This window comes from Methylobacterium sp. J-048 (assembly GCF_022829515.1).
GTDB lineage: Bacteria > Pseudomonadota > Alphaproteobacteria > Rhizobiales > Beijerinckiaceae > Methylobacterium.
The window spans coordinates 1-2924 of sequence record NZ_JAKSYL010000027.1; the positions used below are offsets into that span (position 1 = coordinate 1).

Below are 2924 nucleotides of genomic sequence, written 5' to 3' on the forward strand. Positions count from 1 at the left end.
CTCACCGTTGAGCAGTTCGTCGCGAAGGCGCGCGTTGAAGCTTTCGACGTAGCCATTCTCCCACGGTGAGCCCGGAGTGATGTAAGCCGTCTTGGCTCCGACGCCGGTGATCCAAGCTTGGACAGCCTTCGCGACGAACTGCTCAACGGTGAGATCTTCTACACACTCAAGGAGGCGCAGACCGTGATCGAAAGCTGGAGACGTCACTACAACACCGTACGCCCGCACGCCTCACTGGGATACCGGCCGCCGGCACCAGAAGTGTTCATGCCAGCCTTCACCGCTTGGCCGGCTGCGCTCGCCCGACCAGCTCCGCCGGCCAAGCTACCCGTAGTGGAGCGGCCTACCGCGCACGAACTTTAACCTTGGACCACCCTGTGGGGGCCGATCATGCCGTTCTCGTCGTCCAACTGCTCGAGCCAGCGGATCTCCGGCATACCCATGCCGACGAACTGCTTCTTCCAGCGGTAAAACGTCGGCTCGGACACGCCCATCTTCCGGCAGACCTCGTCCACCGTCGCACCGTTCTCCGCCTGCCGCAGGACGAAGGCGGTCTGTTCGTTCGTGAAGCGTTTGCAAGGCATGGCATCCACCCTCCTTCAGGGTTCAGGATGCCCGAAAAACTTGCGCTCAGCGTGGACTAGTTTGCTGGCTCAGGGTCAGTCGCCCGCTGCCCCTCCCCGCAGAACCGGACCGTGACCCAGGCCGTTGTTGATGATGCCTGATCTGACGCCTGCCGATCTCGGTAGCCATCTTCATCGGCGTAGGCTGGCTGATCATGGTAGCGATGGTGTCGTGAGTGGCGAGAGACTGAGGTTTTAGAACGCCGGGAGGGATCGGATTTGATGACGCTTTCAGGATCTGACGTTCCGCCGCGGACGCAGGGGTAGGATGATCAGCGCGGTCGCGAGACCGATTGCACCACCGATCAGCGTCTCCCAGGCTCGCGCGGCGAGAAGCAGCGTCGAGCGCTCTCCGGTGGCCGCCAGCGTCACCATCAGCGTGAACGCGTAAGCCCCGCAAGCCATGTCGTAGCGTTCGGGAAGCGCCATGGCGTAGATGACCATCGCGAGTGCCGCCACCAGCCAGAGGACGAGGGGCGCATGCGGTGCAACAGGTAGGAGCATCAGTCCAAGTGGGACGCCGACGAGCGTGCCCAGGATCCGACGTCGGACCCGGTCGAGGGTTCCGGCGGTCGATGCGGCGATAACGTATGTGCACGCCGTGATGGCCCATGCTGACTGCTCAAGGTGGAACGCGTCGCTCAGCAGGACGATGACCATCGCTGCGAGCGCTGCCTGCAGCCCCATGCGCAACTCGCGGGCTTGCTGAGCAGAGTCAACGGGTTCGAGTGGCCCACCGACAGGCGGCGACACCGGCCGCTCAGCAGGGCCGCTGAGCACGCGCGGCACGATGGCAGCGACCGCCGCGACTGCGCCGGCGAGCACAGCTGTTCCGCTGTCGGCGAGGCGCAGGGATGCGCCGTAGGCCAGCAACTGACCGATGTAGACCTGTGACCCGACGCCGGCCCCGAGTGTCCCGTACCGTTTGAGGTATCCGACCAGGAACGCGCCCGTGATCAGGATGGCCTCGGGTCCGGGCCAAGTCCGCGGGCCGAGGATCGCAGCCAGGCCGACCATGCTGAGCGCCCCCGCCACGGCCGCAGCGCATAGGATCAGGAGGTCACGACTGGATGCGGCGCGGGTCGCCTGACCTTCCGAGACGCTGGCCCAAAGTGCGAAACCACCCGCGAGGGAACTCAGCGTACCGCCATTCCCGGCCTGATGCGGCTCCAACACCGCACCCAGCAAAGCCGCGATGGCGTAGGCGGTGACTAGCCGCAGCCCTTTGATGCGCCGATGTGTGCCGGGATCGACGCGCTCCAGCCATGGTGGCATCAAGCCCGCTCCAACAGGTCAACGAGAAACGTCCCGGCCGCCGCAATGATGTTCCCGGGACCACGCCAGGGCAAGATCGTCGCGTCGAGCTACGCGTCAGTGGCCTGCCCCTATTTGGTGGCCCAGGTTCGAAGTTGGTGCATCATCGGCCGCGTGACGATGGTAGGGCGAGCGGACGGCACTGAGCCGCTCGGTTCCGTTGGCCAGATGACGACCTCTGGCGCGGGCGGGCAGTAGCCGAGTGACGCGTGCGGCCGGATGCTGTTGTCGTGCCTCCGCCATTGCTCGATCACGACGCTGGCTTCCTTGAGGGTGTAGAACACCTCGCCGTTGAGGTGTTCATCCCGAAGCTTCGCGTTGAAGCTCTCGCAGTACCCGTTCTCCCACGGACTGCCTGGCTCGATCTAGGCGGTCTCTGAGCCGACCGCTGCAATCCAGCCTCGGACAGATCGAGCGATGAACTCAGGTCCATTGTCCGAGCGGATATGGCCTGGCACACCGCGCAGGCTGAATAGATCCGCGAGGACATCGATCACGTCGTGCGCCTTCAGCTTACGGGATACGCGGATGGCCAGGCACTCGCGCGTGAACTCATCGAGGACGTTCAGCATCCGGTCCTTGCGACCGTTATGCGTCCGATGCTCGACGAAGTCGTAGGACCAGACATGGTTGGGCCGCTCTGGCCGCAGGCGCACGCACGAGCCGTCGTTGAGCCAGAGGCGGGCCCGCTTCGGCTGTCGGGCTGGGACCTTGAGACTCTCCCGCCGCCAGATCCCCTCATCCTGAGCCTGTCGAAGGAACGACCCGCTTCGCGTTGATCGTCCCTCCGTCGCGCCGGTGCAGCGCGGTGATCCGACGGTACACGTATCGCCCATACTGGAGAGCCACCGCGACGAGGTCGGCGGTCAGTGCGGCCTCGTCCTCGACCACCACGGCCCACTTGCGTTGCGTCGATCCTTCGACAGGCCCAGGATGAGGGGTGCTGACCCAGCACGCGGCAAGCGAACCGTTCCGACACGCCATGCT

At 65.0% G+C, this 2924-nt stretch carries 1 protein-coding gene and 4 pseudogenes; 1 reads left to right on the top strand and 4 read right to left on the bottom strand.

Annotated elements, in window-relative coordinates; all coding sequences use genetic code 11:
* Positions 1–114, bottom strand: a pseudogene (locus MKL09_RS00875) (integrase core domain-containing protein); the annotation flags it as partial.
* A 12-nt stretch (positions 115–126) separates the two neighbouring features.
* Between MKL09_RS00875 and MKL09_RS00880 the strand changes: the two are divergent.
* Positions 127–363, top strand: a pseudogene (locus tag MKL09_RS00880) (integrase core domain-containing protein); the annotation flags it as partial.
* A 32-nt stretch (positions 364–395) separates the two neighbouring features.
* On the opposite strand, the pseudogene MKL09_RS00885 reads toward MKL09_RS00880, so the two are convergent.
* The 3 genes and pseudogenes from MKL09_RS00885 to MKL09_RS00895 form a co-directional block, all read right to left on the bottom strand.
* Positions 396–584: pseudogene (locus tag MKL09_RS00885) on the bottom strand (transposase); the annotation flags it as partial.
* 270 nt (positions 585–854) lie between these two features.
* Complete coding sequence (locus MKL09_RS00890; protein WP_244017101.1) at positions 855–1898, bottom strand: FUSC family protein; 1044 nt, start codon at positions 1896–1898, stop codon at positions 855–857.
* 110 nt (positions 1899–2008) lie between these two features.
* Positions 2009–2924: pseudogene (locus MKL09_RS00895) on the bottom strand (IS3 family transposase); the annotation flags it as partial.

Bases quoted from the DNA above. Each gene is read 5' to 3' on its own strand.
- MKL09_RS00890 (WP_244017101.1), bottom strand. From the start codon at position 1,898: ATGCCACCATGGCTGGAGCGCGTCGATCCCGGCACACATCGGCGCATC.